The sequence below is a fragment of the Rubrivirga sp. genome, assembly GCF_049648075.1.
Taxonomy (GTDB): Bacteria; Bacteroidota; Rhodothermia; order Rhodothermales; family Rubricoccaceae; genus Rubrivirga.
Genome location: NZ_JBARYR010000138.1, coordinates 1 through 4979 on the forward strand (window position 1 = coordinate 1; position 4979 = coordinate 4979).

General features: G+C 67.2%; 1 protein-coding gene and 1 pseudogene. One reads left to right on the top strand and one right to left on the bottom strand.

Translation table 11 applies throughout. The features are described from left to right. Positions 1-129 precede the first annotated feature (129 nt). On the bottom strand, positions 130-2862 hold the full coding sequence (locus WBA11_RS03900) for a valine--tRNA ligase (RefSeq protein WP_424519415.1): 2733 nt from the start codon (positions 2860-2862) through the stop codon (positions 130-132). 180 nt (positions 2863-3042) lie between these two features. On the opposite strand from WBA11_RS03900, the pseudogene WBA11_RS03905 reads away from it, so the two are divergent. Further along, a pseudogene (locus WBA11_RS03905) lies at positions 3043-4979 on the top strand (hypothetical protein); the annotation flags it as partial.

Sequence of the window (4979 nt, forward strand, 5' to 3'; positions counted from 1 at the left end):
AGGACGAGTCGCATCATGGGAGCGGCGGGAGACGGGCCGGTAACGTAGCGCCGCCGCCGTGACGTGCCCGGTCCGCCCTCGAGGACGAACAGGAGGCATCGAGGACGTGCTAAACCGGCCTCGAGGAGGCTAGCCGAGATCGGCGAGGTTGGCCTCGAGGGCGGAGATCTCGGCCTTCGCGTCGTCCGCTTTCTGGCGCTCCTTCGCGACGACGGCTTCGGGCGCACGCGAGGTGAACGCCTCGTTCGACAGCTTGCGCTCGACGCCAGAGAGGAACGTGGTCTTGCCCTCGATCTCCTTGCGCAGCCGCTCGCGCTCGACCTCGAGGTCGATCATGCCCTCGAGCGGGACGAACACGCTGTTCGCGCCGACGACCACGGCCACGCTCGCCTTGGGCTTGTCGAGATCGGCGCCGACCTCGAGGTCGGACAACCCGGCCAGACGCTCGACGTAGCTCCGGGCGCCCTCGAGGGCGCCGGCCGTCGCGGCGTCGGCGGTCTGGACGACGGCGCGGACGTCCTGGGACGGCGGCACGTTGTACTGAGCACGGACCTGGCGAATGGCGGTCACGACGTCCTGGACAGTCCCGAACGTCTGCGCGGCCTCGAGGTCGGTCTCCTCGCTCGAGGGCGTCGGCCAGCTTGCGGCGATGCAGGCGTCGCCCGCCTCGCGGGGGCGCAGCGTCCACCACAGCTCCTCGGTCACGAACGGCATGAACGGATGCAGAAGCGCCAGGATTTGCTCGAACACCTCGACCGACAAGGCCAGCGTCTCGCGGCTCGGCGTCTCGCCGTGCGGGGCCTTGGAGACCTCGAGGTACCAGTCGCAGAAGTCGCGCCAGACGAAGTCGTAGACCAACTGCGCGGCCTCCGAGATGCGGTACTTGTCGAGCGCGTCGGTCACGGCCTCGACGGTGTCGTGCAGGCGCGTCAGCAGCCAACGCTCGGCCAGGTCGAGGTCGGCAAAGCTCCGCGCTCGCGCCAAGCTCTCCGTCGGCCGGCCGTCGTCGCCGCGCTCCAGGAACCGGCCGAACACGCGGCTCGCGTTCCAGATCTTGTTGGCGAAGTTACGCCCGCCCTCGAAGCCGGCCGGGTCGAGCTTGATGTCCTGGCCCTGGGCGCACAGCTTGGCCATCGTGTAGCGGACGGCGTCGGCGCCGTACTGCTCCACCATGTCGAGCGGGTCGATGCCGTTGCCCAACGACTTCGACATCCAGCGGCCCTGCTTGTCCTTGATCATGCCCGTCACGAACACGTCCGTGTACGGCGCCTCCTCCGTGAAGTGAGTCCCGGCCATGATCATCCGGGCGATCCAGAAAAACAGGATGTCGTACCCCGAGACCAGCACCGTTCCGGGGTAGAAGGCCTCGAGGGCACGCGTCTTATCCGGCCAGCCCAGCGTCGCGAACGGCCACAGCCACGACGAGAACCACGTATCGAGGACGTCCTCGTCCTGCACGTAGTTGTCTCCAGGCGACTCGACGGAGACCACGAAGTTGTTCTCGCCGCGCTCACCGTCCTCGACTGCGTACCAGACTGGGATCCGGTGGCCCCACCAGAGTTGTCGTGAGATCGGCCAGTCGCGGATGTCGTCGAGCCAGCGGCGGTACTCGTTGGCCCAGCGCGCCGGGTGAAACGTGACCGTCCCGTCGTTCACGACCTCGAGGGCGCGCTTCGCGAGCGGCTCCATCGCGACGTACCACTGCGGCGACAGCAAAGGCTCGATGACGGCCTTCGACCGCGATGAGATCGGGACCGTGTGCGGGTAGTCCTCCGTCCCGATGAGCTGGCCCGCGTCCTCGAGGTCGGCCACGATCTGCTTGCGGGCCTCGAACCGATCGAGTCCGGCATACGGACCGCCGTGCTCGTTGAGCGTGCCGTCCAGGTTCATCAGCGAGACCGTCTCCAGGTCGTGCCGCTTGCCGATGGCGTAGTCGTTCTCGTCGTGGCCCGGCGTGACTTTCAACGCGCCCTGGCCGAAGTCTTGCTTGACGTAGTCGTCCGCGATGATCGGCACGACGCGGCCGACGGTCGGTACCTCGACATACTTGCCGATGAAGTCGGTAAACCGCTCGTCCTCCGGGTGAACCGCGACGGCGGTGTCGGCGGGGATCGTCTCCGGCCGCGTCGTCGCGATGTCGATGTGGTCGCCGGTCGGCGTGCCGTCCCCTGTGACGACGGCGTAGCGGACGGTCCACAACGAGCCCGGCCGCTCGACGTTATCGACCTCCTCGTTCGAGATGACGGTCTGGTTGTCCGGGTCCCAGTTGACGAGGTAGTCGCCGCGGTAGACCAAGCCCTGCTTGTGCAGGCGGACGAACACCTCTTGGACAGCCGTGCTCAGCCCCTCATCCATCGTGAACCGCTGGTAGCGCCAGTCGCAGGAGTCGCCCAGGCGCCGCTTCTGCTGCAAGATGATGTCGCCGTACTCCTCCCGCCACTTCCAGACGTGCTCGAGGAAGGCGTCGCGGCCGATCTCCTTCCGCTTGACTCCGTCCTTCTTGAGCGTCCGCTCGACGACGTTCTGGGTCGCGATCCCGGCGTGATCGAGGCCGGGAATCCAGAGTGCCTCGAAGCCCTGCATCCGCTTGAATCGGATCAGCAGATCCTGGACAGTGTCTTGCAACGCATGGCCCATGTGGAGCCGGCCGGTCACGTTGGGCGGCGGCATCGGGATCACGAATGGCTCCTTGCCGCCCTCGAGGACGGCATCGGGGTCGGCGTGGAAGAACCCGCCGTCCTCCCAGTAGGCGTACCACTTCTGCTCGACGGCCTCGGGCTCGTAGGCGCCGTCCTGGGGCGCGGCGGGCGGCGTGTCCGGCGTCGAGGTTGGGGCGTCGGTGGCGCGGGGGATCTCGGTCATTCGCGTCGGGCAGGCGCCCTCAAGGGTGATCCGCGAAGCTAGCGAGGTTGCGGGGGAGGGCCGATGAAGCGTGGCAGGGCTAGAGCGATGGCCGGAGAGCGCGTGCCGGCCAAATGCAATTGATAACACATCCTGATCAACGCATTTGCTTACCCTCGGCGCCCTATCTCGCCAACCGCCATGCGCTCTCTAGCCCTCACGCTGCTCGTCGTCTCGGCCGGCCCGGTCGCCGCCCAGGTCTGCCCTGGCGATGTACTTCTGCCCACACAGGCCGCCGTCGATGCATTTGCGTGCACCGAGGTCGAGGGGACGCTGATCATCGGGCACCAGAACCTGCCGGGGAGCGACGTCACCGACCTGACCCCTCTGAGCGGCCTCGAGGCTGTGGGCGGACGGCTCCTGATCGAGAGAAATGACCTCCTCACGTCGCTATCGGGACTCGAGGGCGTGACCCGCTTCGGCAATGAGCTGAGCGTCTCCAACAACAATGCACTGAACTCGATCCAGGGGCTCTCCGGCATCACGCGAGTCGGCGGGCTCTACGTTTTCAACAACCGTGCCCTCCCCTCTCTCGACGGCCTCGAAGCCCTCGAGGTCGCTGTGGGCGATGTCGGGATCAGTGGAAACGTCTCGCTGAGGAGCATCGGTGGCCTCCGAGGCTTGACGGAGGTCGGCGACGATCTCCAGATCGGTGGGAACCGATCTCTCGTCAGCCTCGACGGATTGCAGTCACTCGTGAGCGTGGGCGACCTGCTCCTGTCTGGAAACCCCCTACTCCGCGACCTCGAGGGCCTGAACGCCCTCGTCACCGTCGGCTTCGCGTTCAGCGTGTTCGACAACGCCCAGCTTCAATCTCTCCGCGGTCTCGACGCCCTCGAGTCGGTTGGATTTCTGGACGTCTCGCGCAATAGAGAGCTCACGACGCTCGCCGGGATTGGCCCCCTGTCGTCGGTCGCGGCCCTCTACGTCTCGGACAACCCGGGCCTCACGAGCCTGGACGGTCTGGAAGGCATCACGAGTCTCGAGCTCCTGTTCCTGTCCAGCACAGTCCTCACCGACCTCGACGCGCTTGAGGGACTCACGTCCGTGGAGGGGAACGTGCAGCTTATCGACCTCCCGGTCCGTGACCTCCGTTTCCTCTCGGGCGTGCAGTCCATCGGTCAGGCGCTTCTCATCTCAGAGCTAAACAACCTCACGGACCTGGACGGCCTGGCCTCGCTTCGGACGATTGGGACGGACCTCTCGCTCGTCAACAACGACGCTCTCGTTTCGCTCCGCGCCCTCGAGGACGTGGAGTGGCACGACCCCGGTTTGGTCGTCAACGGCAACGGGTCCTTGCAGACGCTCGACGGACTAGGGTCGATGACGGGGAGAGCCCGCTCCATCGAGGTCGCGAACAACCGCTCTCTCCGGTCGCTCGGCGCGTTGGACGGCCTAACGGAAACCACGGATAGGATCTCGGTGGAGAGGAACGGGGCGCTCGAAGCGCTCGAGGGGTTCGGCGCCCTGCGCGGGATCGGCGGGGAGCTCAACGTGATCGGCAACCCTTCGCTCCGGTCCATCGACGGGCTCAGTGCCCTCCGCTCCGTTGGCGACAACTGGTACGTGGACGACGACGGGTTCGTATACGGGGGCGTCCGCATCGTGGACAACCCGGCCTTGGTCGAGATCGCAGGGCTCTCGGCGCTCGCGACGGTCGGCGGCGTCCTCGCGGTCGTGGCCAACCCGGAGCTGGCCTCGCTGAGAGGGCTCGAGGCCGTCCGCGCAGTAGACGGCTCCCTCCGGCTCGCCGACCTGGACGCGCTGCTCGACCTCGACGCCCTGCGCGACCTCGAGGCCGTCAGCGGCGAGTTGTCCGTCGTCCTCAATCGGTCGCTCGCGTCGTGCTCATGCGGTCTCTCGGGGCTGATCTCCGGCGGCGCGTTCTCGGGCGTCGGTGGATCCGTCCAGATTGTGGGCAACGCGAACGGCGGGATGTGCTCCTCCCCCGAGGCCGTCCTGGCGACGGCGTGCATGAGCACGGCCTCTGGCCCTGGCCCCGTCGCGGGGCTCGCCCTCGAGGTCGCCCCGAACCCGGCCGAGGGCGCCGTCCGTGTGGCGTGGACGCTCGCCGAGTC